The organism is Bradyrhizobium huanghuaihaiense, assembly GCF_007830635.1.
Classification (GTDB): Bacteria; Pseudomonadota; Alphaproteobacteria; order Rhizobiales; family Xanthobacteraceae; genus Bradyrhizobium; species Bradyrhizobium huanghuaihaiense.
In genome coordinates, this window is the sequence record NZ_VLLA01000028.1 from 34556 (window position 1) to 58700 (window position 24145).

The 24145-nt window shown below is 60.5% G+C and carries 19 protein-coding genes and 1 pseudogene; 3 read left to right on the top strand and 17 right to left on the bottom strand.

Annotated features, from left to right (window positions below):
- Positions 1 to 128 precede the first annotated feature (128 nt).
- Together IQ16_RS37015 and IQ16_RS37020 are read right to left on the bottom strand one after the other, a co-directional pair.
- Entirely contained in the window at positions 129 to 1277 is a 1149-nt protein-coding gene (locus tag IQ16_RS37015; RefSeq protein WP_145832049.1) for a glycosyl hydrolase, read from the bottom strand.
- 247 nt (positions 1278 to 1524) lie between these two features.
- Positions 1525 to 2727 (bottom strand): CaiB/BaiF CoA transferase family protein, encoded by a 1203-nt coding sequence (locus tag IQ16_RS37020; RefSeq protein ID WP_018645248.1) that lies wholly within the window; start codon positions 2725 to 2727, stop codon positions 1525 to 1527.
- A gap of 264 nt (positions 2728 to 2991) precedes the next feature.
- Between IQ16_RS37020 and IQ16_RS37025 the strand changes: the two genes are divergently transcribed.
- Positions 2992 to 4083 (top strand): LacI family DNA-binding transcriptional regulator, encoded by a 1092-nt coding sequence (locus IQ16_RS37025; protein ID WP_018645249.1) that lies wholly within the window; start codon positions 2992 to 2994, stop codon positions 4081 to 4083.
- A gap of 164 nt (positions 4084 to 4247) precedes the next feature.
- On the opposite strand, the gene IQ16_RS46890 is transcribed toward IQ16_RS37025, so the two are convergent.
- The 3 genes from IQ16_RS46890 to IQ16_RS37035 form a co-directional block, all read right to left on the bottom strand.
- Positions 4248 to 5615, bottom strand: a complete 1368-nt coding sequence (locus IQ16_RS46890) for a CehA/McbA family metallohydrolase (protein ID WP_244636010.1) — start codon at positions 5613 to 5615, stop codon at positions 4248 to 4250.
- A 14-nt stretch (positions 5616 to 5629) separates the two neighbouring features.
- Complete coding sequence (locus IQ16_RS46895) at positions 5630 to 6880, bottom strand: hypothetical protein (RefSeq protein ID WP_244636007.1); 1251 nt, start codon at positions 6878 to 6880, stop codon at positions 5630 to 5632.
- 201 nt (positions 6881 to 7081) lie between these two features.
- Positions 7082 to 8407: an MFS transporter gene (locus IQ16_RS37035; protein WP_063615341.1), complete on the bottom strand. Its 1326-nt coding sequence runs from the start codon at positions 8405 to 8407 to the stop codon at positions 7082 to 7084.
- Between the two features lie 713 nt (positions 8408 to 9120).
- Between IQ16_RS37035 and IQ16_RS37040 the strand changes: the two genes are divergently transcribed.
- The gene (locus IQ16_RS37040; RefSeq protein ID WP_026312345.1) at positions 9121 to 9903 is read left to right on the top strand and encodes an enoyl-CoA hydratase-related protein; all 783 of its coding nucleotides are present in this window, start codon (positions 9121 to 9123) and stop codon (positions 9901 to 9903) included.
- Positions 9904 to 9962: 59 nt separating this feature from the next.
- Here IQ16_RS37040 and IQ16_RS37045 read toward each other — a convergent pair whose 3' ends face one another.
- The 12 genes and pseudogenes from IQ16_RS37045 to IQ16_RS37100 all read right to left on the bottom strand — a co-directional run bounded on the left by IQ16_RS37045 (position 9963) and on the right by IQ16_RS37100 (position 22835).
- Entirely contained in the window at positions 9963 to 11183 is a 1221-nt protein-coding gene (locus IQ16_RS37045) for a substrate-binding protein (protein WP_018645254.1), read from the bottom strand.
- A 148-nt stretch (positions 11184 to 11331) separates the two neighbouring features.
- Complete coding sequence (locus IQ16_RS37050; RefSeq protein ID WP_157158159.1) at positions 11332 to 12588, bottom strand: amidohydrolase family protein; 1257 nt, start codon at positions 12586 to 12588, stop codon at positions 11332 to 11334.
- Between the two features lie 76 nt (positions 12589 to 12664).
- Positions 12665 to 13360 carry an ABC transporter ATP-binding protein gene (locus IQ16_RS37055; RefSeq protein ID WP_018645256.1) on the bottom strand — a complete coding sequence of 232 codons (696 nt, stop codon included), beginning with the start codon at positions 13358 to 13360 and terminating at the stop codon, positions 12665 to 12667.
- Complete coding sequence (locus IQ16_RS37060) at positions 13353 to 14087, bottom strand: ABC transporter ATP-binding protein (RefSeq protein ID WP_018645257.1); 735 nt, start codon at positions 14085 to 14087, stop codon at positions 13353 to 13355. Before IQ16_RS37060 ends, IQ16_RS37055 begins: the two co-directional genes overlap by 8 nt.
- Complete coding sequence (locus tag IQ16_RS37065; protein WP_018645258.1) at positions 14074 to 15084, bottom strand: branched-chain amino acid ABC transporter permease; 1011 nt, start codon at positions 15082 to 15084, stop codon at positions 14074 to 14076. Before IQ16_RS37065 ends, IQ16_RS37060 begins: the two co-directional genes overlap by 14 nt.
- A 65-nt stretch (positions 15085 to 15149) precedes the next feature.
- A complete protein-coding gene (locus IQ16_RS37070) occupies positions 15150 to 16370 on the bottom strand; it encodes a substrate-binding protein (protein ID WP_018645259.1) in 1221 nt (406 codons plus the stop codon).
- Positions 16367 to 17230 carry a branched-chain amino acid ABC transporter permease gene (locus tag IQ16_RS37075; protein ID WP_018645260.1) on the bottom strand — a complete coding sequence of 288 codons (864 nt, stop codon included), beginning with the start codon at positions 17228 to 17230 and terminating at the stop codon, positions 16367 to 16369. The genes IQ16_RS37070 and IQ16_RS37075 overlap by 4 nt, the downstream gene beginning before the upstream one ends.
- A 491-nt stretch (positions 17231 to 17721) precedes the next feature.
- Positions 17722 to 17916: a helix-turn-helix domain-containing protein gene (locus tag IQ16_RS37080; protein ID WP_020607990.1), complete on the bottom strand. Its 195-nt coding sequence runs from the start codon at positions 17914 to 17916 to the stop codon at positions 17722 to 17724.
- Between the two features lie 125 nt (positions 17917 to 18041).
- Positions 18042 to 18895: pseudogene (locus IQ16_RS47575) on the bottom strand (pyruvate kinase); the annotation flags it as partial.
- A gap of 145 nt (positions 18896 to 19040) precedes the next feature.
- Positions 19041 to 20816 carry an FAD-dependent oxidoreductase gene (locus IQ16_RS37090; protein WP_145832050.1) on the bottom strand — a complete coding sequence of 592 codons (1776 nt, stop codon included), beginning with the start codon at positions 20814 to 20816 and terminating at the stop codon, positions 19041 to 19043.
- Positions 20813 to 21673 (bottom strand): phosphoenolpyruvate hydrolase family protein, encoded by an 861-nt coding sequence (locus tag IQ16_RS37095; RefSeq protein WP_035667160.1) that lies wholly within the window; start codon positions 21671 to 21673, stop codon positions 20813 to 20815. Before IQ16_RS37095 ends, IQ16_RS37090 begins: the two co-directional genes overlap by 4 nt.
- Positions 21666 to 22835 (bottom strand): Tm-1-like ATP-binding domain-containing protein, encoded by a 1170-nt coding sequence (locus tag IQ16_RS37100; RefSeq protein ID WP_018645263.1) that lies wholly within the window; start codon positions 22833 to 22835, stop codon positions 21666 to 21668. The genes IQ16_RS37095 and IQ16_RS37100 overlap by 8 nt, the downstream gene beginning before the upstream one ends.
- A gap of 800 nt (positions 22836 to 23635) precedes the next feature.
- Here IQ16_RS37100 and IQ16_RS37105 point away from each other — a divergent pair.
- Entirely contained in the window at positions 23636 to 24142 is a 507-nt protein-coding gene (locus IQ16_RS37105) for a hypothetical protein (protein WP_018645264.1), read from the top strand.
- Positions 24143 to 24145 lie beyond the last annotated feature (3 nt).

A 24145-nucleotide genomic window follows, 5' to 3' on the forward strand; every position in this document is an offset into this window, starting at 1 on the left:
GATCAGCCCATCGCGAATATCCAAGGAGTGGAGCCGATGCCGTCGGACTGTTTGGACAGATTGACTGGCGTGGCGTCACAAACAAGATTGGTTGGAGGCTTTGTTCGCGTTGGAAGCCTTTCGCGCCTCTAGATCCAGCCAGGCGGCACCAGATCCGTCAGGATGGCAAGGCATTCAAACAGGAAGTAGCTTCCGAAAATCAGCTCGACGTTCTGGGCCGCATCGATATCGCGCACGATCGCCGTTCGGGTGAAGCAGCCGCCGGTGAGCATTCCAGGCGGGCGCGGGTCATCGGGAGCAGTCGGTGTCAGGTATTTCGAGCTCAGTTGAGTAACTGTGCGCTCCGCAAATAATCTATATTTGGCGCCCCCCTCAGGACCAAGTGCGGATGCGAGGCGCAGCGCCGCGGCGGCAGCGATAGCAGTGGCCGCAGTATCCCTGCTGGTGTTGGGGATCGCCGGATCGTCGAAATCCCAGAAGGCAATGAGATCCGCGGGGACATGGTCGATCCACCAGTCAAGAAGGCGGACGGCGTAGTCGCGCCATAGCGGTTCGTCGGGGCGGACCATGGCGGCGTGAGCGGTGTAGAGCATCGCCCATCCCTGCGCCCGGCCCCAGGTGCTGATATCGCTATATCCCTTGTGCGTGTGCGTTCTGAGCACCTTACCGGTGTGATCAAGGGTGGAAGACTGGATAACTGAATTGTCCTGCCGCACATGGATCTCCAGGACGCGCCGCATATGTGCATTGGCGACCTCCTCCATCCGGGCATCGGAAAGCTCGTCCGCGGCCCAATAGAGCAGGCCTGTCGCCTGGAGCGAGTCGATGCTGCTCTCGGAAGCTCCCACTGCGCTCGCCTCCTCGGCATCCCTGCCCAACGGTATCAGTCCGAGGTGTGGATCGAACATATCACGAAGCGATCTTGCTGCTGTCAGAGCCACCGCGCGGGCGTTTTCTTCCTTGAACAGGATGCTGCCGAGGGCGCCGGCATGATAGAAGCCGAAGCCCTTGAAGGCCGTAAGCCGCTCGGCACGCGGCAACATTCGGCTTAGCGCAGCACGCGCGTCTTCGATTGGGAACTGGCTGCGATCAGCGAGGTGCGCGAGCCAAAGCTCACCGACAAATGCCCCGCCGGTCCAATCACCATCGGGGGTAAACGTCCATTTTCCGTCGGCGGCACTCGCCCAGTGTGGCAAGCCCGAGCGTGCGGTGTCCCGAGTCTCGGCAATGCGCTTCAGCATACGCTCGCGCGCGGGCAGATATTGGCTTTCCGACATGGCTTCTGGTCCAACATAATACTCGCCGCGCGGCTTTGCCCTGGCGGCAACTTAAAGCTCTTTACCAACAGATCCTGGACTGGCGCGAACGGTTGGTGTTCACGAGACTTCCAATCGTGCTTGGCTGCATCTCTGCGGAGTAGCAAGCCTCGTCAGCAGCACCGCAGGGAAAGCCGCGTGCAAGTTTATGCCAATCACGATGACCCTCCGACGTAAGCGTGCTGCTTTCGACAATCCTCGTTGTTCGTTAGTGATGCGAGTCCGCAGCGCCGATGGCGCCGGTTTCATAAAGATGCTTCAATTTCCTAGCGTCATAGCCCAGCTCTTTCAGAATCTCTTCCGTTTGCGCACCGAGCTTTTGCGGCGGCAAACGCACGTCCGGCTGCTCGCCGTCGTAGCGCACGGGATGGCTGACAAGGGTGATGGGAGCTCCGGTCGCGCCGGTCACGACCTGAAAATTTTTGTTATGCGCGATCTGCGGATCCGCAACGACGTCGGCATAATCGTTCACCGCAGCGTGCCAAATTCCACGCGCCTCGAACAGGACGATGCATTCCATGGTTGAGCGTTTGGCGATGTTGGCAGCAATCATGGCTGAGGCCTCGTCCCGCCGGCGATACGCCTCCTCGTCAGGAATTCGCTGGTCGGCCGGAAGGCCAAGCGCGCCTGAGAGCGCCTCCAGCGATCCCAAAGAGATCGCAATGTGCCCATTGCGTGTCGCATAGATGCCGTAAGGCGCACCGTAGTACCAGCCGGCCACCGGGCCCGGCTGACGGACGTCGTCAGGCCTTTGGCCGTTCAGGTAGCAGGTAAAAGATTCCATCTGCAGGTCGAGCGCAGCCGACAGCAGGCTAACATCGACGCGGCAGCCCTGCCCCGTCCGCGCCTTCCGCACCAAGGCAGCCAGGATCCCCGCCGCAAACAAGGCGGCGCCGTGATGATCGATGGCGGAAACGCCGACAGCCCGCGGCCCCTGCTCGCGACTTCCGGTGATCATCGCAAGTCCTGATAGCGCCTGGATCAAGAGATCCTGGCCTGGGCGATCGACATAGGGCCCGTCAGGACCGTAGCCGGAGGCAGCGGCATAGATGATCTGCGGATTGATCTTCTTTGCATCCTCGTAGCCGAGACCAAGCTTGTCGAGCACACCCGGGCGGAAGTTCTCTGCGATCACATCCGATTTGGCGATCAGTTGCCTGGCGATGACCACGGCTTCGGGTTTTTTCAGATCGAGCGTGAGGCTGCGCTTGTTGCGGTTTCCCGTCAGAAGCAACATTGATTGGCCGTCAACCCGCTTGTCCGCCCCGCCCCATTTCCTCTGAAAGGCCCCCCCGGGCGGTTCCACGGCGATCACGTCCGCACCGAGGTCGGCGAGAAACTGCACGCCGACCGGACCCATCAGAAAGTGATTGAGGCTGAGGACTCGAATGCCCTTCAAAAGATCGACCATACATCCTTGCTTTCGGTTTTACCTGAAATCGAGGTGTTGGCTCTCGATTTCTGAAATCGATTTCAGACTTAGGCTGTGCGAGAAGCGGAGTCAAGCGAATCAACCAACTTTCGAATGAGATTCGCTTCATCCCGCTCCATCTGTGCATGAGAGGGGCAGAAAATAGCGCCGATGGCCCGCATACAGGGCTTGAGAAGGTAGCGCTCGTGATGGTTTAACCCTTTTGAGGGGAGACCCTCTCCTTCTCCTGGTTGACCAACGCAAATGGACAAGAAACCTGTAATCGCGCCCAAAGGCCGGCAGCAGCCGCGCGTGAAGATCGAGGACGTTGCCCGGAAGGCGAATGTGTCGCCGGCGACGGTGTCGCGGGTTCTCAATCACCCCGATATCGTACGGCCGGAGCTTCGCGACAGGGTCATGCGGCATATCAATGACCTCGCCTACACGCGCGATAGCGCAGCCAGAGCATTGAAATCGGGACGCATGCGGACCGTCGGCGTCATCGTTCCGACACTGGCGCTCGGTATCTTTGCAGAAGGCGTGGAAGCCCTCCAGAACCGCCTCAGCGAAAGCGGCTACACGCTGTTCATTGCGAATTCGCAATATGACCAGCGGCGTGAATTTCAGGAACTGCAAAGTCTCATTGAACGCGGCATCGATGGAATCGTGCTGGTCGGAGCTTCCCACGGACGGGAGCTGAGGAGCCTGATCGAACAGGCAGGCGTACCCGTCATCACCACCTATGTTGCCAAGGCCGGCGGCGGCATCCCCGCGATCGGAATCGACAACGAAAGCGCCACCCGCGAGATGACGGAGTATCTGCTAAGGCTTGGACACGTCCGTTTTGGCGCGATTGCCAACGTTGTCGCCGCGTCCAACGACAGATCCCGCGCCAGGCTCGAGGGAATTCAGCGCGCGCTGTCGGACGCCGGTCTCCCGCTCAAGCCGAGCCAGGTCGTCAAGGCCGATTATTCGCTTGCCCAGGGCCGTAGCGCCCTTCGTCAGCTCCTCACCGATCATCCGGACACGACAGCAGTCATCTGCACCACCGACACGCTTGCCATCGGTGCAATGGCAGAGGCTCGCAAGATGGGGCTGGCCGTACCGGCTACGCTTTCCATCACAGGATTTGACGATGTGGAGCTGGCAGCGCAAATGGACCCGCCGCTCACAACAGTCAGCGTTCCGGCAGCAGAAATCGGCCGGGGAGCCGCCGATTATCTCATCAATGCCATTGCCGGAAGTCCTGTCCCGAGAAGTGTCGTGTTGCCGTACCGGCTGGTCATGCGCTCATCGAGCGCCCCGCCGCGGTCCAGCGTCCGTCCCGCCCGTCGCGGGCGCAGTCGAGATCATTGACCGGGCCACGGTCCTGATAACTATTTCAGAACCGGAGGCTGGCGTCCGCATCCCAGGACCCGATGACGCAAGCTGCTCGCCCCTTATCATTATTCGCCCGTAAGTAGAGGTGGCTGAGCATGCGATGCGCCGCCTGCGCGATCGTCAATGGCACAAGAGACTTCTCAATGCTCGCGTTCAACGTGAACGGAGTGAACGGGCGCATGGTGGTGGCTGGCGCCCAGTTCGTGCAATCTATGATGCAGGCGATGATGCGCAAGTTCCAGGGCAGCTCGCAGCCGCGAGTGTCGCGCTTCGTCGGACTTGGGAGCGAGCGTGTCCATATAGGCGATCGATCCCTCGATTTGAGCAAGGACCGACACTGCATCCGCGGTGGCAAAGATGGGCATTCCGCCTACTTTGACATATACCGCACTGGTGTGCGCCGCAATGTCGGCCTCGCGTCCGGCGACACTGCCCCGAACGCGCAGCGCGATCCAACATGACTCGTTGATGGGCAGGGAGAGCTGCCCCTTGCACGACAAGCCTCCGCATCGAACCTCCTCGAGGACCGTGCCATTACATATGAGCTCCACCCGCGCCGGCGGGACGCTGACCGATTCGATCCGCCAGTCGATCGTGAGGGTGCCGCCTGAACGGGGAAGGGACACCGTGCCTCCAGGGCGACGTCCTTCAACGGTCATCTCAACCAGAGGCCCGACAGTGATGAACGTGTCCCCGCTGCGTACGGCATCCATCCAGTTGCGATACGTGAAGTCGCGTTCGCCCAACCGCACATAGGTCCGTGAGCCCCCGAGGAGCGCGGCCGCGTCCATCTTGTCGGAGCCCGCCACCAGCGGCAGATGGTAGCCGATGTTGAGGTAGCGATACCAATCGGCGAGACCAAATGCGCTGAGCTGCGCGGTCCGCGGGTTGAACGACATCATTTCGATGGCGTCGACAAGGCCGAGCACAATGTCGGCCGCACGCTCCGCCTGCGGGTTCGGCGCATGCGGCATTACCACCAGCCCCCCTTGCTGACGGCAGCGCTCCGCCCAGTCGGCCATGGTCGCTTCCAGAACATGGCCGATTGCAGCTTCGTTGGACCCGCCGCAAGAGAGCGGATTGATCATCTCACCTTCATAGCCGAGCAGCGATATGTGCCCCAGAACCTGCATCCGGTTCTCCGTGCCGACCCGAACCAGGAATTCTCCGTCGCCGCCGAAATCCTTTGCCCCGAACGTCGTGCGTCCGTCAAAATCGGCGACGTTGGTGAATAGCTCGCCCCACTGTGCGGCGAGCAAGTTGACCACGTTGACACCCTCCGCCTTGCCCTCAAGCAGCGCTGTCTGCGGGCTTAGGAAATGGACGTGCGTATCAGAGCTAACCCATCCCTGTTCGCGCCAGCGCAGCACACGATCGAGCTCAAAGGTGAGAGTGTCCGTGCTTGCAGTGATGTCGACGATGGTGCGCAACGGGCGCACCTCAAAACCCCTGCAGATCTCTACGAACACGGGCCCGAGCGGCAGGTCCGCCTCGCAACTGCCGTCCACGTAGACGTACTGGTTCAGCCCATTGGCAAATTCGCCCGAGAAGTCCTCGAACCTGCCGGTATTGACCTTGCGGTGATGTCCCTTGGGTGGCAGATACTCCCCATGCGCACCATGGACATGCAACCGCGCGGCAACGCGCACGCCACTGTCCTTTTCCATGATGCGGATCTTGACCGGCCTTGTGGCCGGTTCGACTGTCGCCACATTAGCGAGGCGCCTGCGTTACCGCCACCTTCCAACGATCGAAGCTCGAACATGTGCAAGCGGCCATCGTCGGAGCGCAGATAGAGTCTTGCGTCCGGATGCGCCGAGTACTCAACGATGACTTCGCTCCCGCAGCGCACGGGCTGCACATCAACTTTGGCGCCCAGCCAATCCGCTCTGGAGTACTCGAGCACTGCGCGTGCCGAGATGACCGTGCCGAGGTCCATGCCGATCTGCTCGCCCCGATCGTCGACATCGAGCTCGCCAAGCTTGTTCAGATGGAACCCCGGCGGCAGCCTCACCTTCAGCTTGCGACGGCCCTGGAGGCGCAGCGGGTGCTGGGTGAGCGCTGTCGTGGTCACCGCAAACACAAGCGAGATTTCCTGTTCCGCGCGCAAGCTCAACGCCGAAAGCTCCTTGTCCGGATAAGGATTGGGGAGCGCGTAAAGCCACACGTTCTCACCTTGTCGATCCATGCGTCCCGATTGGGTGCGAGCCTCGCCCTGGAAGAAGTTCGCCCCCGGCGCTCTGCCGAGTACAAAGTCCTCGCCGGTGCTTGCATGTACGATGGGCGCGCGTAGCGGCAAGGCGGCGAACGCACTCGCACTCCAGGAGATGTGGTTCTGCTGGATCGCGAAGCGGCGCAGCACCGGCACGTCGGTCTCGCTGCCGTCGGCATAGCGGAGCCCGTATGTCGCCACCCGGTCGCCGAGTGGATTGCCTTCTACAGGCAGCGTAGCCGGGCCGATCTCTCCGAAACCCTCGGGGCTTGCACTGGGGCGGTCTGCCGCCACTTGCACGAACAGCACATAGCTCGCCATCGTCGGCGGCAACGCGATTACGGCAGGAGGGGCGCCGGGGCGCAGCTCCAGCACATCCGGCCCTATTTCGCTGCCGAAGAGAAAGGGCATGCCGCGATGGGTCTGGAGCCCGCGAAGTGAATCGATCCAGCCGGTGTCACCCGGGCGGGCGGCGAACCCTTCACCGGCATTTGCGCGCTTGGCGTTGAAATATCGCTTCAAGTCCACAGGCGTGAAGTGCGGCGATGAAGGTGTTTTCATGCTTCGGACTCCAGTTTCAGCAGCTCAGTGCCTCGCAAGCATTCTTTGTTTGTTGTGAATGACTGCTCGCGCAAGGACGCTTGCGCCGACCCCATGCTCATGCCGAGCATGAAGAGATACGCGCGAGCCCTTATGTTTTGCAGCTAACGTGGACGCCTTGCGTCCGTCGCGGGCACGGCGAAGCGCAGGGGCAGAGCGTGTTCATTCACCTATGTAGAGGCAGCCGCGCTTCTTTGCGATCTGGTAGACCAGCACGCTCAGGAGCGCGATCAACGATCCGTAGACGGGAAACATCCAGGCGATGTGCTCGCGTTGCAACCAAACCAGCAGATAGGGTGACGTCCCGCCAAACAAGGAGACGCCGAGCGCATAGCCGAGAGCCACTCCGGTGGTCCGCACGGCGCGCGGCATCAGCGTGGTAGCGATGAAGTTATAGAGGGCCATGTTGAAGCCCACGATCGCGCCGCCGAACACCGTAACAAAGAAGAACGTGACGATGCCTTTTTCCGAATAGAGCAGTGTCAGGAAGAAGCATGGGATGAGCAACAGGCGCAGCAGCGCGAACGCGCGCGAGGGTCGCACCTTGTCCGCGAAAGCGCCGACAAACGGCGCCGTTGACATCCAGATCAGGACCATCAGGGTCATGATCCCGTACACATACGTGCTGTCCTCCTTGAAGACCGTATTGGCCATGTTGGGAAGACCGGTGTTCCAGGCATAGTTGGCGATCTGCACCGACCCGATCACCAGGATGACGGCGAGCAGCGAAAGGCGGACGCTCCATAGCGTTTTCCACACACCGCCAGTCGATTCCTGAATGCGCGAAGACTCGTCTTGCCGATGCATGGCTCGATTGATCAAGGTTTCCGGCACCGTCGTGCGCAGATAGATGATCAAAAGGCCCAGCACGCCGCCGACCGCAAAGGGTATACGCCAAGCCCACTCGCGCATGGCTTCAGGTGCGACCGAGGCGCTCACCAGGAAGGCAACTAGGCTGGATCCAAGGCTTCCCAATTGGATGAATGTGCCGCCAATCAGACCGAGATAGCGTCCCTCCTTACCAGGTGGCGCCAGTTCAATTGCAATGGCGTTGGCGACACCAGCTTCAGCGCCTGTGGCAAACCCCTGAATCAGCCGCATGATCAGCAGCGCTATGGCCGCCGTGACGCCGAGGTCCTTGTAGGTGGGCAACAAGGATATCAAAAGCGAGCAAACCGCCATGGCCGTGACAGAGATCAGCATGACGCGCTTGTGGCTGATGCGATCTGCGACCGGCCCCAGCAAAACAGCGCCCAGCGGTCGAGCGCAAAAGCCCGCGCCGTACACGGCAAGTCCCGCCAGCAGCGAGGTGGTGGGATCATCGGAAGGGAAGAAGTGCGGCGAGAGAAACGCCGCCATTACGCCGTAGACATTCCAGTCGTACCACTCTAGCGCCACCCCTCCTCCAAGGCCGGCGGTCATTCGCTTGTTGGCAGTTTGCTTGTCAAGCTGGACGGGTACAGCGCTGGGCTGAGCAATGATGTTCATGGGTCCTCGGGCTCTATTGATGACTTAATGATTTTGCGGGTCGCGCGAGAACGAGCAGCCGCTCGTCGGCTCAACTGCGCCCGCCGCGAGCGGGGGTCTACGAGAGCGGCGGCCTTGAGCAGGCCGGACCGCGGAAGCGCAAGCGCAACAGCTGCCCGGGATGCCGGCGGAAAGCCCGCCTGGCTTCACGTAATTGCGGGCCTCGCCTCACGAGCGGCCATTGCACGATCCTAATGGCGCAGGACGCCTTCATCGTTGCTTCCGACTTGCGCGGCGACTCGCATAAAGCGCGCGCGAGATTCCGTGCCATTCCCATGGCCAGCCTTCCTCCTGTTGCTCTAAGCGCGCTTCTGAAGAAGCTGATGTTCTTGTTGGACAGCGCGGCGTCACAAGACCCGTCGCATCGTCAATGAGATCCTTCAGATGTGACCCACTCTCGCCGGCCGCATCCTTCTGGTTTCCCGCAGTACCGGGCATTTCGACATCGAGTTCTGAAATCGATTTCAAAATTAGTAGGAATTCGGAACTGCGGAGTCAAGCCGTTTTTTACGGGTGAAGCCCGCCTCATGGTCTCCGTCGGCTCCGCGTTGAGCAAGGTGGCTCAGCGCCGCTGAGGCTGGTTCTTCCAAGAAGAGGCTTCTGGATGCCTCGTTGCGAAGAAATCGATTTCAGTCTAAGGCGTGGTTCTCATATTCCTTCAGGAGAACCGCTCCATGTCCGAGACGCCCGATCTCATCCTCTCGACATCTGTCGCGCCCCACGTGCGCCTATTGACGCTGAATAGGACATCAAAACGAAACGCCTTGAGCAACCAGTTGATCGTGGAGCTTGGCGCCATCTTGCGCCGTGCCGCAATCGATGAGGATGTCCGCTGTGTCGTGCTTTGTGGCAGCGATGCGTTCTTCTCTGCCGGAGCCGACATCAAGGAGATGCGGGAGCGCGGCTTTGAGGCAATCGACAATTCCGCCCGACGTTCTGCCTGGGGGGATGTCGCCAATTTCCCCAAGCCTCTCATTGCCGCGGTCGAGGGCATTTGCTTCGGCGGCGGCCACGAATTGGCGCTGCTCGCGGATATCGTGATAGCAGGTGAAGGGGCGGTATTTGGGCAGCCTGAGATCAACATCGGAATATTGCCCGGCGACGGCGCAACGCAGAGGCTGACACGCGTGGCTGGCAAATCACTGGCCATGCTGATGATCCTGAGCGGCCAATCCATCACGGCGCGGAGTGCGATGCAGGCCGGCCTTGTGGCGGAAGTTGTCGAAAGCGGCAGGGCGCAGAGGCGAGCGCTCGAAATAGCCGATCTGATAGCGCAAAAGCCTCCCCGCTCGGCTGAACTTGCCAAAGCTGCCGTTCTCGCCGCCTTTCAGACCACGTTGGACGCCGGGCTCGAGTTCGAGCGGCAAGCGATACGTCACGCTTTCAGCACAGCTGACCAGACGGAGGGAATGAACGCCTTCTTTGACAAGAGGCCGCCGAATTATCGCGGGAAGTAGCCCCCCGCGATTGGCTCGCACGCGGCGCCGGCGAAGCTCGCCCGCGCAACATGCGACATTCAACACTCCTTCGGCTCGACCGGGCCGGCGCTACGGGCGACGATCTCGTATTGGCCGGCCTTTGCCACGCCAATGTACATGTTCATCCTGCAGTGGCGCTTGCCCGGCACCATCTCCGCCGGCCCGCCAGGCCCTTCCGCAATCTTGGCGTGGTCAAGCGCGGCAGCGACAGCCTCGCGGTCAATTGTACCGGCTTCCCTCACTGCGGCTTCCCACAGCTTCAGTCCTCGATACGTGCCGGTCGCGGCGCTTCCTGCTGAGAACCGGAACTTGCCCGGAAACTGCTTTTCGTAGGCCGACTGAATTTTGGCGCTCACCGGATCTTCCGCCGCGAGCGCCTTGTAATAGTCGAGGCTGCTGGCGAGGCCTTCGATCTCGTGAGCCTGGTTCATTTCGAGCGTGTTCTCGTCATAGTAGACGCAGCCCAGCTGTCCCCCATTCCTAGAAAAGCCCGCTTCATAAAGCTGTTTGAAGAACGAGCCGACGCCCGGGGGGATAACACTGTTGAAGACCACGTCTACCTTGTTGGACGTGATGCGGCTCACGGTCGATGAAAAATCGATTTGGTCAAGCGGGTAGTACTCCTCGAACACCACCTCCCCGCCGCTGCTCTCGATCACCTTGCGCGCATAGGCATTGATTGTTTGCGGCCAGACGTAGTTTGATCCAGGCAGCGCGAAGCGTCTGCCACCGTTCTTGATCAACCACGGAATGAACCGGTCGCAATTCTGCGCCGGTACCGGCCCGGTGCAAAACAGATAGGGCGTGCACTCCCTGCCTTCGTAGGCCTGTGGATAGATGTAGAGCGTCTTGCCACGAGAGATGATGATGTCCTTGATGGCGTTGCGCATCGAGCTCGCAATGCCGCCGAGTACCAGGTCGACCTTGTCTCGTTGAATCAGCTTGCGGACATTGCCAACAGCGACGGACTCGTTGGACGCGGTGTCTTCGATCAGGAGGTCGATCGGGCGCCCCAAGAGACCACCGTTCTCGTTGATCTCGCTCGCGACCATGCGCGCGACATTGGCGTCGGTATTCCCGGCAAAGCCGAGTGCCCCCGTAAGGTCGGTGGCAATGCCAATCCTGATCGGGCCTTCAGCGGCGTTGGCCCAGTCAGGACGGATCACCCAGCTGCCCGGGCCGGCCGCAATGGCCGCAGACACAAAGGCGAAATTGCCGAGAAAGCGGCGGCGGCTGAGTTGCCGGTGATCATTCAACATGGAACTGACCTCCCCTTGGCTCATGGCCTTAATCCACGCGCCCTGCTCTTTCCTGGGGGGCGCGGTAACCGGAACGCTATCCGTCATTTTTCGGTTTCAAGTCGGCTCTTCGGATCAACTTTTTAAAATCGCGAACGAAGTGCAGCAATCAGGACAGTCTGAAAAGCTCCCTCGCGTTCTCGCCAAGGATCCTGACCGCCAAGCGCTCTGCGTCTCGGGGGCGAAAGTAGCCGCTCGCAACTTTTTCTTTCAGAACCTCGCCGATGAGCCGGCGTGCGCCCTGTATCGCGGCAAATGTCTCCTCAACGTGAAGACAATCTCCTCCGATCATCATTCGCGATTCATCCGGCAAGACTTCAATAGCCTCGTGCAGGGCCAGCTTGAAATGGGACGGGCTCAACAGGAAGGACCAGCACAAATCGAGCCAAACATTGCGGTACACAAAAGCCATTCCCAACAAGTCCCGGCTCCAGGGATAGGCCAAATGCATCAGCAGAAAACGGGTCCGAGGATGACGCTCAATCAACCCGGTCATGCGTAGCGGGTGGGAGCCGCTTATGATTGCCGTTCCAAGGTGAGTTTGGACTGGCAGGCCGGCTTCGCCTGCGAGCTGACAAAACAAATCGACGACAAAGTCACAGAAAGCCTTGCGCGCCGCAGGGGATGGAGACCTTTGTCCCCAGGCCTGCCGAGCGAGGTCCTCGTTCGGTTCGTCAAAGCTTAGATCCCGGTCATAGGCGAGCGCGTTTTTGAGCGCAACGTGATTGCGCCGGGCGCAGCCGGCTACGAGCTCCCGGATTGCGTCGCAATAATCGTCGAAGGTTTTCACCTCCATGCCGAGGCGCCGCAGCAACGTATGGCCGCAATTTCCATTGTGATCGCGAGATTCCGGGTGCCAGCCGAGGGCGAATGCATTGATCCGCAGGACCGCATCGTAACTTTGCCCTAGGACCGGCCGCGGATCCATCAACGGATCGAGAAAAGGGTCCGTTACGATCCTTCCGATGGCGGCGCGCCCAATGACTTCACTTGGCCATGTCGCCTCCCTGTGGCGCAAGCGCACCAAAGCGTCTACTGCCTCCCAGTTGTCGCGCGTGATTCCGGTTTCGGCGACGCCGTAAAGCTCGGCGACACCGCCGGCGAGGTTACGAACGAATGCATTTGAGCCGCTCCTCTCCAGGAACGGAGCAAGGGCCTCCCAGGTGGTTGGCTCGGTAGCGGTAGATAACATATCGCCAGTCGCCTTGGGCTCGGATGGCAGGACGTGGCTTGTCCAAGCCGCATAGCTCTGCTGGAACAGTTTCAAAAGATTCACGTCCCGGCTATGTGCGACCTCGGACATGTGATGTTCATGGACATCGACGACCTGGCACGCATTCACAAAATCGCTCATGGTTTTGGACATCGTCCCTCTCTGTTCAGTCATCGCAAGGAACTTCAACGCGCCATCTTTCGGGCGTGGGATGGCAGCCGGGACGCCTCTACGGCGCCAGATACGTCAAGAGCCGCGGGTCGTCGCGCAGCTGTTGCGACGGGCCCGACAGCGCGACACGGCCGCGATCGACCACATAGGCCTGCTCCGCGACGCGCATTGCGAGATCGAGATGTTGCTCGACGATGATGATCGCGATCTCTCTGGCTAGTTCGATCAAGCGCTCGGTGATCTCCTCGATGACGCCGATCCAGACACCCTCGGTCGGCTCATCCAGCAGGAGGAGTTTGGGGTTTCCGAGCATCGCGCGGGCGATTGCGAGCATCTTGCGCTCGCCACCGGACAACGTTCCGGCCGGCTGATCCAGACGCTGGCCGAGTTTTGGAAACATCATCATGACCCGGTCCACTGCCGATCTATCGCGGTGCAAAAGCGATCCGACGGCGAGATTGTCGCGCACCGACAGGCGCCCGAACACTGAATGCTCTTGCGGCACATATCCAATGCCGGCCCGCACCCGCTCTTCGGTTCGGCGGCGATCGATATCTTGGCCGTTGAATTGCACGCCGCCCCTCCATGCCGGCAGTTCGCCCACGATCGCCTTCATGAGCGTGCTCTTTCCGGCGCCGTTACGGCCGAGGACGGCCACACCGCCCCGCGGTGGGACGGTCATATTGACACCGAACAGCACCTGGCTGCGTCCGTAGCCGGCGTCGAGATGCTTGAGATTGAGGAATTCAGGCACGGCGCAAATAGATCTCCTGGACGCTTCTGTTGGCCTGGATCTCGGCAACCGTCCCCGACGCCAGAACCTTGCCCTGATCGAGCACGGTTAGCCGGTCGCAGATGTCTCGGATGAAATCCAGGTCGTGCTCCACGATGACAAGCGAGCAATGCTGCTTGATCGGCTGCAGCAACTCGCCCGTGACGCGGCGCTCCTCAAGGCTCATGCCACCGGTCGGCTCGTCCAAGAGCAGAAGGCGCGGCCGGCATGCGAGCGCCATCGCGATCTCCAGCCATTGCTGCTGACCGTGAGAAAGGGTCGCCGCAGCATCAAACGCGCGATCGGCGAGCCGGAACTGGAGGAGCAACGTCATGACCTCCTCGTGCAGTCGTCCCCGACTGCGCGAGAACGCCAGATCCAGCAGTGAGGACCGGGCCTGCAGCGCGAGCAGGATGTTGTCGTATAGCGTGAGGGTCGGTAGCACGGCGGTGATCTGGAATTTCAGGCTCATGCCCGCTCGCGCACGCTCTGGCGGCGTCAACGAGGTGACGTCAGTATTGATGAATGTCACCTTGCCTCGCGTCGGCACTAGCGCACCTGCAAGACACTTCATCAGCGTGCTCTTGCCCGAGCCGTTCGGCCCGATCAGGCCATGAAACTCTCTCTCGCCGACGCTGAGCGCCGCTCCGTCCAGCGCGGTGAGTTTGCCAAAGACCTTGGAGATGCCGGCGGCTTCAAGGAGCGGCATTGCGCTTCTCCTTCAGGCTCGGGCCGAAATGACCTACACGTTCCCGCTCGCCCAGCACGAGGCTGATCAAGCCGAGGGGGCGGAACAGAATGACGAGCAACAGCAAAACGCCGAGAATGATCGGCCAGATATCGCGATAATTGTCGGAGAGCCAGAAGCTGAGGCCCTCAACAATCGCGGTGCCGATGACCGCACCGATCAATGTCCCGGAGCCGCCGAACAAGACGTAGAGCACGACCTGAGTAGACATGACCACGCCCAGCATGTTCGTCCAGACGAAGCCCTCGTGAAACGCATAGAGGCTGCCGGAAGCACCTGCGATCGCGCCGCTGATTGCGAATATGATGGCCTTCAAATGCTGCACATTGTAGCCGAAGAAGGCGATGCGCTGTTCATTCTCTCGCAATCCCGCCAGTGCCAGACCGAACTGCGACCGCAGCAAAAAGCGCGACAGAAGGTAGATCAGAACCAGAATGGCGAGAACCAGATAGTAAAATCCTGGTCCCTCGCTCAATTCGTGCGAGCCGATTGTCATCGGCGGGATCGAAGGGATACCGTTCTGGCCGCCAAGATAATGAGAACCCCGAGCGAGCCGATCGGCTGCATAAGCTCCGGTCATAGTACCAAGCGAAACGAAGACCACACTGGAGGGGTGACGGCCAAGCAGCAGGAAACCTGCCAGCAACAATGCCGCTACAAAACCGATCAAGGTTCCGGCCGGAAGAACGGCAAAAATCGATGCGACCCCGAAATCGCGTGAAAGCAGCGCCACACCGTAGCCGGCCGTGCCGAAGAACAACGACTGACCCAAGCTCAAGATCCCGGCATAGCCCCACACCAGGTCGAACGACAACGCGAAGAGGCACAGGATGAGCACTCGCGTTGCATAGACAGTGATGTAATCCCGCAGGACGAGCGGTGCGATCGAAGCGGCAATCAGCAATGCCAGTTCGAGAATTGGAAGCACCTTCGTTCGCCCTGCGATGGCAGATGCCATGACGGGCGAACGAGCAGCTTCAATCACGTGTGGCGGGGGCTGTGTGCCAGTGCCGGTCGATGACATCAGCACTCCTTCGGATCGACCAGGCCGGCGCTACGCGCGACAATCTCGTACTGGCCGCCCTTCGCCACTCCAATGTACATGTTCATCCTGCAGTGGCGCTTGCCGGGCGCCATTTCGGCAGGCCCGCCCGGCCCTTCCGCAATCTTCGCGTGGTCGAGGGCGGCGGCTACCGCGTCGCGGTCAATTGTGCCGGCCTCCTTCACTGCAGCCTCCCACAGCTTTAATCCTCGATAGGTGCCGGTCGCGGCGCTGCCTGCCGAGAACCGGAACTTGGCTGGAAATTGTTTGTCGTAGGCCGATTGAATCCTGGCGCTTACCGGATCCTCCGCCGCAAGCACCTTGTAGTAGTCGAGGCTGCTCGCGAGCCCTTCAATCTCTTGGGCCTGGTTCATTTCCAGGAAATTTTCGTCGTAATAGACGCACCCCAGCCGCCCGCCGTTTTTGGAGAAGCCGGCTTGATAGAGCTGTTTAAAGAACGGGCTGACGCCGGGCGGGACAATGGCGTTGAAAACCACGTCGACTTTGTTGGATATGATCCGGCTAACTGTGGAGGAAAAGTCAATCTGGTCGAGCGGGTAGTATTCTTCAAAGACGACTTCGCCACCGCTGCTCTCGATCACCTTGCGTGCATAGGCGTTGATTGTTTGCGGCCAAACATAATTGGAGCCAGGCAGGGCAAAACGCTTACCACCATTTTTGATCAACCAGGGAATGAACTGGTCACAATTCTGTGCCGGTACCGGTCCCGTGCAGAACAGATAGGGCGTGCACTCTTTACCTTCGTAACCTTCCGGATAGATATAGAGCGTCTTGCCGCGAGAGATAATGACGTCCTTGATCGCATTGCGCATCGAGCTCGAGATACCGCCAATCACCAAGTCGACCTTGTCTCGCTGGATCAGCTTTCGCACATTCCCCACGGCGACGGATTCGTCGGAGGCAGTATCCTCAATCAGGAGTTCGATCGGGCGTCCCAACAAGCCGCCGGAGTCGTTGATCTCCTTGACCAGCATGCGAGCGACATTGGCGTCGGTGTTGCCGGCAAAGCCAAGTGACCCGGTAAGATCGGTCGCAATGCCAAGCCTGATCGGGCCTTCCGCAGCATTTGCCCAATCCGGGCGAATTATCCAGCTGCCCGGACCCGCCGCGATGGCGGCGGAGGCGAAGGCGAAATTGCCGAGAAAGCGGCGGCGGCTCAGTTGACGGCTGGCGTTGATCATCGGTTGACCCCTCTTCCCGAAACAAGGCCTTGCGGCCGGAACTTGATGAAAATGATGGCAAGCACGAACACCAGAACGTCGGCGATAACCGGTGACATCAGCCAAGGCAGCCAGGCACTGAACGTGCCGATGACGCTGGCGCCAGCGACTGGGCCGGCGAAGGACCCGACGCCACCGACCATCACGGCAACGAAACCCTGGATAAGAAAGCGGATGCCGAGATCGGCGAACAATGAAAAGACCGGCACGATCAGCGCGCCGGCGAGACCCGCGAGTGCCGCACCAAATGCAAAGGTGACGCTGTAGATCATGCCCGTGGAGATGCCCGAGGCACGCGCCAGCTGTGGGTTCTCCAGCGAGGCGCGGACTCGCAGGCCGAACGAGGTGTAGGCGAGCAGTGCATGGCTCGCGGCCATGACCAGCAAAGTGATGATGACGATGACGCCGCGCCAGGCCGCGAAATGCAGACTGCCGATCGTGATAGAGCCACTGATTGGCTCCGGCACCGAGAGATACAGTCCCCCGGTCAGGCCGCGCACGGCTTCGCGAATGATCAGCCCCAGCGCATAGGTGCCAAGCATGGCGACGATTGGAGCGGCATAGAATCGGCGCACCACGAGTTTTTCCAGGACGAAACCAAGCGTGCCGACCGCGACGGGCGCGGCAAGCATGCCGAGCGGGACCGGCAAACCGACGCTGTGCATGAGATAAGTGACGTAAGCGCCGAGCAGGACGAACTCGCCTTGGGCGAAGTTGAAGATGCCCATCATGCTGGCAATGATCCCGAGACCGAGCACGACCAGCACAACAATGGCACCGAAGCTCAAAATCTCGAAGGTCGCGATAAGTAGCGTATCCATGCTGCTGCGTCACATTCCTTGGGCTTGCGGGTAAATCATCTTCACGCCGACCGCGCGAAGGCCTGAGCTGCACGTTGGAATGCGAAGGGCTGCTGGCACGAGAGCGCTCCTGGAAGGTCATCCCGGCAATGGGAGTTGCAGGCGATGGTGGGCTTCTTGGGCGGCCCGCCTCTCGGCGCTTCATTCACGACATGCGGCGCGAGATTGCCTAGATCAACGTAGGAAGTTTTGAGTAATGTTGGGTAATGTTGGCCAGGCTACCGACATTGCGGACACGTTAAAGAGGTCCTACGGCGGGTCGCCGGCCGTTCTCGCCAGCCCAATTTCGATGCAGCCAAAAGCGATAGAGAGCTATCCGCATGCCCTCACCGCAGGCTCTCGCAAACGCGCGCGTCGTTAGCGCTTATCGAACTATCGGAGGAAACCAGAAGAGCTGACGCACCATTTGCGATGGCCGCAGGCCGTGAGTTCAGCACCGAGAAGGCATCAAGTCATTGTGGCCGAACACCTGGCTTGCCGACCAGCGGAAATGTGAATTCAATTCCCGCACCCGCAAACGTGATCCACAGAGTCTGCAGCAGATCGTCGGATGCGGGAGGCGTGTCATTGTACTCTTCGAGCCGCCTGATGACGGCGCACGATAACCCGCTTCGCTCGGCCAACTGCTTCACCGACCAGTTCAGCATCCCCGTGCGGCTCTCCGCTCCCTTGCGAGTATATCGTAATGCGCGTCGATCCACACGCCGAGCCACTCCCTTACACCGCCATAGTTGTTGCCGAGCGGTACAGCGTGCATCGATGGCAACGATAAGGTCGCTGTCGGCGCAGTGACCATCGAGTCCAGCATCTGGGTTGCGACGATGACGGGCTTGGCAACAAGCCGGCAGGCCCTGACGAACTCCTTTTGCCGGCCCGGCACCTCCTCAGGGGGATTTCAACCCCGAGGTCGCCTCGCGCGACCATGATGGCGTCTGACAAGTGGATCATATCCCAATACGATCAAGCGCCATCGGGGTCTCGATCTTGGCAACGCCACCGGCGGCCTCACCGATCAAAGCTCGTGCCTCGACCAGGTCAGATGGTTTCTGAACAAAGGACAGCAACCCAGTCGACGCCAAGCTCGAGGCCGAACGCAAGACTCGATCCTTCTTGGTTAGAGGCGAGATCTTGAGCAGCGCGCCTGGAAGGCTGGCGCCCTTGTGATCACGGATGACGCCGCCGATCACAACGCACGCCATTCTCCGTTCAGAACCGAGCTTTTCGACGACTAGCTAGACGAACGCCCATCGTCAATGAGCAGGGCCTGACCGGGATAAGCGGCTGCGAATATTTCTGGATGAGGCCGCGGGATTGACTGCTTCCCGCCTGTCTCTTAGCGCGAAGCAGACCGTCTCCCCGGCATCCAGCGCGAGCTTGCCTTCATCGAGCCGGCCATTGCGGATCTTCGGGCCTTGCGGATCCTGCAGCACGCCGATCGGCCGATTGAATTCCAGCTCCAGCGCACGGATCGAGACGAGCACACGGGCGTGATCGTCATGGGTCCCCGCGGCTGAAGTTCAGCGTGAAAGTATCAGCCCCCGAAAGATAGAGCGCACAAAGCTTTTCAGGTGATGCGGTTGCCGGCCCAACGGTTGCGACAATCTTGGCATGGCGTGAGCGGCGCATCGTGCCCCTCTAGTTCAGAAGATAAGTTCAGCATCAAACGAGATAGGGCCGCTCACAAGGTATTCAAAGCGAGCTGGCCGACGTTGCGCACTTTCGCTCTCTCCACCGTCCGTCGTTGCTGGACCAAGAGGTGAAAACACTGCACTTATGCACCGGATGCCGCCGCCGTCTGTCCCTGATGGGTGGATTGTACGATGCTGTTCACCGCGCGGTAGGCGAACACGATGGCTGGTCCGATCGTAATGCCGGCCCCAGGGTAGATCCCACGCATCGGTGAAGTCATGTCGTTGCCGCAGGCATAAAGACCTGCGATCGGCACGCCGTTTCCATTTAGGACCCTTCCGCCAGGATCCGTTGACAGGCCGGTCGCAGTTCCAAGGGTCGCCGGGACAATCGGGAGCGCAATGAATGGCCCGTTCTTGATAGCTCCAAGGTTCGGGTTTTTCTTTCCGACCGCGGGATCTCCCAGGGTTCGGTTGAAAGCCGATTCACCGCGTTTGAAAAGCGGATCGCGCCCTTCAGCTGCGTGGGCATTATGTTTTTCAACGGTCTTTTGGAGCTCTTGCGGGTCGAGGCCCAATTCCGCCGCAAGCTCCGCAATCGTCCGGCCAATCTCGATGTAACCCAAGCGGGCATACTTCTTGATACTCAAAGTCCAGGGCCAGGGGAGCAGGTGTCCCATGCCTCTGAGGCGGACGAATTCCTTGTCGCAGATGAAATAGAACCGCTTGTCCGCCGGATAGCCGCTATTGAACATGGCAAGACAGATGTCATGGTACGAATTGGATTCATTGACGAAGCGCTTAGCATTTGGCCCCACCGCGATGACACCTGGACGGCCACGATCGAGCCAGCCGTACGGGACCACTTGCGAGGAGCGGCCGTTCCTGAGGATCGACACGGGCGTCCAGAATCCACTCGATGCAACGTCATTATCGATCGCAGCTCCGAGCCTGCCTGCGAGCGCAATGCCGTCTCCTGTGACATCGCTGTGGGCCAGCGTATCATTGTGCTGGTGGGCTCGGCTGAGCTGGGCTCGCAATTTACCGTTCCGCGCAAAGCCACCGGTTGCCAGGATTACTCCGTGCGAGGCTCGGACGCGGAGATCCGTGCGATCCCGCTTGAGGAGTGCGCCAGTAACTCTCCCTCCCTCCCTCATCAGATCAACCGCTGGGCAGCTTGGCCAGATTTCAGTGTCGTATCTGCGAAGGCTTGCCAATAACCGCGCGATCAGAGCATTGCCGCCACTGAGTTCAGTGCCCCTCCTGTAGCGCAGCCGGTCGCCTGCGTAGCGGCTGACCCGGCGAAGGACGTGCTTGAGCGAGGCAGCCGACTGGAAGGGATTGAGAAAGCTTCTGACCTCGCCGGACGAAATCATCATGCCGCCGAGCACGACGCGAATCGGATCACCTATCAGGTCGAAATCCTTGCCGAGAAGCCGTCCGTCGTAAGGTGCGGGGCTCAGCGTCCGGCCCATTTCGATCCCGCCGATCTGGCTCGAATGATAATCCGGAGCGGAGGCCAGTGTGAACTTGACTTCACCCCCATTCTCCAAGCTGGCGAGCGCCGTTGGGCCGTCTTCAAGATAGGCATCCACGAAGTCGGGACGATAGTAATCGCCAAGTTCGTGTTGCAGATAGATCTTCGCATTCGCAATCGAATCATCGATTTTCGCCGCTCGAGCCTGCATTGAGCATGGAACCCAGATCATGCCGTTCGAGAGGGCGGTCGTGCCACCGAGCCGGCCAGACTTCTCGCATACCGTCACGCGAAGTCCGGCTTTTGCCGCATAGAGCGCCGCGGACAGCCCGGCAGCGCCGCTGCCGATCACGAGCACGTCCGTCTCCCAATCGTGCGTCGGCTTGTTCGCTTTGGAGGAGGAAGCGGTACTAGGTTTCAATTTGGTGATCGGGTTGTTCATTCGTGCCTCGGTGCAGATTTCTGCATTGATTGCTGACGCTTTCGCGGGAGCGGAACGGCTTTGAATTCTTCGGCTGCAGCTTTCACCGCCCGCTCGATCGGAATCCGTTCGATGGAGGAGGCGCCAACGAAACCGACACATCCGGTAGACCGGTAGACTTCCGAGGTATCCTGGGGCTCGGCGATTGCCCCGCCATGGCAGAGAAGGATGACTTCCGGCCGAACGGCTTGAGCGGCAGCATTGATCTCGTTGATGCGCCTGATGGCCTCTTCGATCGACTGTCCCGCCTCATGACCCACAAGCCCGCCGCGCGTTGCGCCGACATGTGGGACAATGCAGTCGGCTCCCGCGGCTGCCATCGCCTTGGCATCGTGCGGGCTTGCGACATAGGCGAGGGAGAAGATGTTCTTCTTGCGGGCCGCCGCGATCAGCTCGACCTCACGCTCGAAGCCGAGCCCGACGCGGCCACGACGCTCGCGCCATTTCTCACCCATCGTTGAAATGGTCGGGTAATTGATCACGCCGGAGAATCCGGCAGCCCAGAACTTGTCCAAGAGATCATCGAGCTCGAGCCGGAGGGGATCCCAGGCCTCGACACCGCCTATAACAGGAACCGAGGAGACGACGTTGCGGATCTCCGCCGCGAGCTCGAGCGTGCGCGCATTGGAATCGCCGATCCGGCTCGTCGGCAGCCCCATCAACCGCGACAGCCCGGTGCTGTAGACCACGAGCATGTCGGCGCCGCCGAGAGCTGCGCATTTTGCGACGAGGCCGCAACTGCTCGCCGCGGCAAGCACTGCCTTTCCAGCCTCAACTTGAGCTGTGATCTTTGCGAGTATTTCGGCCCGATCAAACATCCGCAACTGATGAACCTCCTGGTGTCAATTGTTCGACGATCCACGATGCGGCCGCCTCCGCAAATTCCGGATCATTGATGTGACAATCCAGCTCGCGGGCGATGATCGATCGCGGCAGATGTCGCCTGACCGCGTCGAACCAGGCCCTATCGGCTTCAGGGTTTCGAAAGATGCCGCCGTCCCGGTCATAGTCAGAGACCCCCTTGACCGGCCACAGAACGAGGGCGGGCGCCTTTGCTTGCGAAAGGCGCTCGGCTGTGAGCCTGCCTATGCGCTCATTCTCCGAGACGGTCGTACGCATGAGCGTCGTGAAGGGGGTATGCGAATAGAATTGGCGCTCCTTGAACTCGGCAGGCACGCTCGAGGGAGGGCCAAAATTTACCATATCGACGGCCCCCGGGGCGATGAGCTGCGGAATCATGCGGCGAGATGCTGCTTTGAGCCGACCCGGACCCGCACTAGCGGTGCCGCCGACAAGCTCGTCAGCGAGCTCGGTTGTGGTCAGATCGAGCACCGCATCGAACTCGCCGGCGGACACGAGCTGCTCCATCTTGCGGCCCCCGGCGCCATTGGCCGGAAAGACAATCGCGTCGATGCCTGCCTCTGCCAGCCGCGCGACACAGCGATTTGCCGCCGGCGTCGTGACCCCAAAGGCCGTGATCGCAACCGTCTTCTTCTTCCGCCGATCCTGAGCGGGCACATAGCGCATCGCCGCAATGGCCCGCCCCGCATTGTCCAGAACGCGTTCGGTGAACGCGTTGATCCCGAAAAGATCGACCAGGGTCGGATAGAGGATGATGTCGTTGTGGAGGGCCAATTCGGCCAGGAGGGCTGGCCTCGCGCTGCTCACCAGTAGCTTCGGGAATCCATACGGCAAATCCGATACAACTTCACCGAAGACCGCGCTGCCTTTGCCGCCCGCCACGCCGACGATGGCGTCGATCGCACCTGATCGGAGGAGCTCCTTGACCTCTTCACGCGCGCTTGCAGCTATTTCCCGCAAGACCTCGGCGGGTGAAACCACGCGTGCATCGCTGCTGTTCCTCCGGTTTGATGTGCCTACATCAATCGTAAGAGTCTTGCGGCCCCACTGTTCGATGACGCGCGCGAGATAAGCGGTTTCGCGGCCCTTTGTGTCCAGGGTTGCGACGATCGCGGCCATGCCCGCAGGATCGCACCGCTGACCATCCCGGATCGACCTTTCGTCGTCCGCGTAATGGTGAGACACGATCTTCCTCCTGGACGCTTCTGGACACCTGGAGGTCTAGATCGGAGTGAAATGGCCCATAAGCCCGGATACGAGCGCGATTGGGTAAAGTTGGGTAGCTGCCAAGCGGCCATAGCAGCAGCCGCTTCATCCTGAGCGCCACCGTGACGAGGGAAGCCGCCTCTCCCCTTTGCAAGGAGGCGAGCGTCAGCTGGCGGAGCTTTGTGGTTTGGGCCGCCCGCATCGTCGGCGCGCTCCGAGACAAAAAGATGCCGCTGCCGGAATCTTCCAGCAGCGGCGCGAGTCAGGGAGGAAGCAGACGAGCCGGTCTGCTAGCGGATCCGTAGGACGCAGCGATAGCTCGCCCGGAATTTTCTACCCGAGACGCTTCACGGGCCCTTTTTCAGAACGAGCCGAACTCGGGCAGCATCGGCAAATCGTATCCGGCTCACAGCAAGGCGCGGAGAGGCTACTCAAGCAAGAACGGCTATGACGGCGTTAGCGTTCATCGCATCCAGCCGAGCCCGGCTCCCCCGCCGAAGAAAGACATGACATTGCTCCCCCAAAGATCGACGAGTGGTGGTCTAGACCTCGATGGAATGGCGTGTAAGATCGGCGAAAGGTTCAAATGGGTAGGATTGGGTAGAACCGTGAGAGCCAATGTCTTTGGTCGCCTTGCCGCAAGTCTCCCCTCGCCTCGCGGTGATCAGATAACGATCTATGCGCCGTCACTGCGGACTCTTCCGCAGAATGCCATGCTCGTCATGGCTACACTTCCTGTCATCGACTGGAACGACTGCCTCGTGCGGGACTTGCACGCGAGCCCCAAGGCGCCCCCTTGCTGCTATGCGGCCGTCGTCATGATCGATCCCTTTGCCTGCTGGGAAGATCTCGGAGATCTGTTACAGGATGCAAAGATGACCGGAGTGACGAATTTTCCGCCAGCCTGCATGATTGAACGGACATCGGCAGGAGTGCCGCTCGATCGCGGTCAGGAGCTCGAGCTTCGCCGTATGGAGTGGTTTGCAAGGCGCGGGTTCAAAGTCCTGTTTATCGCGGCGGACGAGGCAAAGATGACAGCAGCGGAGCAACGGCTTGGTTCGCAGCTGGATGGGGCCGTCTATCTGCGACCCGAGGCGCTTGCGCTGCCGATTGGATCGGATATCGGGCTCGTAAGCCTTGGCTCTCATGGATCGTCGTCGGTACCGAGGTTCTCCCTGGAGCAGGCCGCCACGGCCAAGCAGCCGCTACGACGGGCATGAGGC

Coding starts and splice junctions, on each gene's coding strand:
- IQ16_RS37015 (WP_145832049.1), bottom strand. CDS start 1,277: ATGTCGGAAAGCCAATATCTGCCCGCGCGCGAGCGTATGCTGAAGCGC.
- IQ16_RS37020 (WP_018645248.1), bottom strand. CDS start 2,727: ATGGTCGATCTTTTGAAGGGCATTCGAGTCCTCAGCCTCAATCACTTT.
- IQ16_RS37025 (WP_018645249.1), top strand. CDS start 2,992: ATGGACAAGAAACCTGTAATCGCGCCCAAAGGCCGGCAGCAGCCGCGC.
- IQ16_RS46895 (WP_244636007.1), bottom strand. CDS start 6,880: ATGAAAACACCTTCATCGCCGCACTTCACGCCTGTGGACTTGAAGCGA.
- IQ16_RS37035 (WP_063615341.1), bottom strand. CDS start 8,407: ATGAACATCATTGCTCAGCCCAGCGCTGTACCCGTCCAGCTTGACAAG.
- IQ16_RS37040 (WP_026312345.1), top strand. CDS start 9,121: ATGTCCGAGACGCCCGATCTCATCCTCTCGACATCTGTCGCGCCCCAC.
- IQ16_RS37045 (WP_018645254.1), bottom strand. CDS start 11,183: ATGTTGAATGATCACCGGCAACTCAGCCGCCGCCGCTTTCTCGGCAAT.
- IQ16_RS37050 (WP_157158159.1), bottom strand. CDS start 12,588: ATGTCCAAAACCATGAGCGATTTTGTGAATGCGTGCCAGGTCGTCGAT.
- IQ16_RS37060 (WP_018645257.1), bottom strand. CDS start 14,087: ATGCCGCTCCTTGAAGCCGCCGGCATCTCCAAGGTCTTTGGCAAACTC.
- IQ16_RS37065 (WP_018645258.1), bottom strand. CDS start 15,084: ATGGCATCTGCCATCGCAGGGCGAACGAAGGTGCTTCCAATTCTCGAA.
- IQ16_RS37070 (WP_018645259.1), bottom strand. CDS start 16,370: ATGATCAACGCCAGCCGTCAACTGAGCCGCCGCCGCTTTCTCGGCAAT.
- IQ16_RS37075 (WP_018645260.1), bottom strand. CDS start 17,230: ATGGATACGCTACTTATCGCGACCTTCGAGATTTTGAGCTTCGGTGCC.
- IQ16_RS37080 (WP_020607990.1), bottom strand. CDS start 17,916: ATGCTGAACTGGTCGGTGAAGCAGTTGGCCGAGCGAAGCGGGTTATCG.
- IQ16_RS37090 (WP_145832050.1), bottom strand. CDS start 20,816: ATGAACAACCCGATCACCAAATTGAAACCTAGTACCGCTTCCTCCTCC.
- IQ16_RS37095 (WP_035667160.1), bottom strand. CDS start 21,673: ATGTTTGATCGGGCCGAAATACTCGCAAAGATCACAGCTCAAGTTGAG.
- IQ16_RS37100 (WP_018645263.1), bottom strand. CDS start 22,835: ATGGCCGCGATCGTCGCAACCCTGGACACAAAGGGCCGCGAAACCGCT.
- IQ16_RS37105 (WP_018645264.1), top strand. CDS start 23,636: ATGCTCGTCATGGCTACACTTCCTGTCATCGACTGGAACGACTGCCTC.